This is a genomic window from Psychrobacter sp. ANT_H3 (assembly GCF_027919975.1).
Taxonomy (GTDB): Bacteria; Pseudomonadota; Gammaproteobacteria; order Pseudomonadales; family Moraxellaceae; genus Psychrobacter; species Psychrobacter maritimus.
Map to the genome: position 1 here is coordinate 1 of NZ_JAQISM010000053.1, position 1,277 is coordinate 1,277.

The window sequence follows — 1,277 nt, forward strand, 5'->3', positions numbered from 1 at the left end:
TGACCCATGCTGTCAAATCCGTAGAACCAAACTTGGGAGATTTTAATTACGCAGCCTGACGATAGTAGTCAAACCACACCTGTCTTGGCGCTCGATAGCCCAAGCCCTTTTGAATCCTAGTCTGATTATAATACAGCTCAATATACCCAATGATATCGCTAGTGGCTGCAAACCTCGTTTTATAATCTTGATGATATACTAGTTCATTCTTCAAGACGCCCCAGAAGCTTTCTATAGGTGCGTTGTCATAGCAATTACCTTTGCCGCTCATTGAGCCTGTAAACTTATGCTGCTCGATAATCTTATGGTACGCATGGCTACAATATTGACTGCCTCTGTCAGAATGTACAAGCAGCCCTTGGCTCGGCCGTTTGTTTTTAATGGCCATGTTCAGTGCACGGCATACTAGATCCGCGGTCATGCGCTTATTAATGGCGTAGCCGATCAATTCTTTAGTGTATAAATCTTTGACCCCCGTTAAGTACAGCCAACCCTCGCTTGTCCAAATATAGGTAATGTCGCTGACCCACGCTTGATTCGGTCTTTGCATATCAAACTGCTGATTTAATACATTGTCATAGACCAGCTTGTTGTGGTTTGAGTCAGTAGTGACTTTAAAGCGCTTATGACGACGGCATTTGATGCCGTGTTCCTCTTTGATGCTTCTTACCATATACAGGCTAATGTTGTGGCCTTGTTTGCTTAGATGAGCATGCAATCGATCTACGCCATAACGTTCTTTCATTTCACTGTGAGCGGCTTTAACTAGTAGCTCGCACTGATTGCGGTGTACCTGCTGTTCGCTGATGTCACGACTTAGCCAATCGTAGTAGCTTGAGGGCTTAACGCTTAATACACGGCACATAGTAGTGGTGCTAAATATCTGACGATTGTCTTTGATAAAAGCGTACTTTACGGGCTGTTTTTCGCGAAGTACGCGGTCGCCTTTTTTAGAATCTCGCGCTCCTCTTCAGCCACTTTGAGCTGACGCTTGAGCTGCTTTATTTCTTGAAGAGCACTCATAAGGTCAGGATCATATTGCTCTGTGCCAACAAGCTTGCCTTGATTGGCTTTGTTATGCCAGTTTGATAGCGTTTGCATGGCAATACCTAACTGCTTTGCAGTAGCTGAGATATTGCCATTATTATCTGCTATCTTCTTGACAGCTTCAGCTTTAAATTCGTTACTGTAGGTTCTTAATTTCTTGGTCATGGTAAACTCCTATAATTGTGCTTAGTTTACCAAGTTTAGTTGTACGGTTTCTTCAGCATAGCTCA

General features: G+C 43.4%; 1 protein-coding gene. It reads right to left on the bottom strand.

Going from position 1 to position 1,277, the window contains the following annotated elements; all coding sequences use genetic code 11:
• Nucleotides 1-46: 46 nt before the first annotated feature.
• A protein-coding gene (locus PG901_RS13570; protein WP_271134699.1) for an IS3 family transposase occupies nt 47-1,212 on the bottom strand; the annotation gives its coding sequence in 2 pieces (ribosomal slippage) (nt 47-954 and nt 954-1,212; 1,167 coding nt in all).
• Between the last annotated feature and the right edge of the window lie 65 nt (nt 1,213-1,277).